At 71.5% G+C, this 214-nt stretch carries 1 protein-coding gene; it reads right to left on the bottom strand.

Annotated features, from left to right (window positions below):
* A partial coding sequence (locus V5F77_RS29395) for a hypothetical protein (protein ID WP_429008551.1) occupies positions 1-214 on the bottom strand: 214 nt, incomplete at both ends.

Genomic DNA, 214 nt, shown 5'->3' with positions numbered 1-214 from the left:
CGCCCCCTCGGTATTTTGCGGGGCGGCGGGCAGAGCCCCACCCTCAGGCTCGGCCGAAGCCGTGCCCTCGGGACCGCTACCGGCGCTGGGGGCCTCGCGAGCCGTACCAGACCGCCCCTCGGTATCTCCGAAAAGCTCCACGGCGATCGCACGGAACGCCTCGGGCGACTGACCGATCACCAGGGCGTCCAGGGTCGCCGTGGTCATCGCTTCA

The organism is Roseixanthobacter psychrophilus, assembly GCF_043195195.1.
In the GTDB taxonomy this organism is placed as follows: domain Bacteria; phylum Pseudomonadota; class Alphaproteobacteria; order Rhizobiales; family Xanthobacteraceae; genus NCEH01.
The sequence above is the reverse complement of the archived record's forward strand: the minus strand, read 5'-3'. Positions and strand labels throughout refer to the sequence as shown.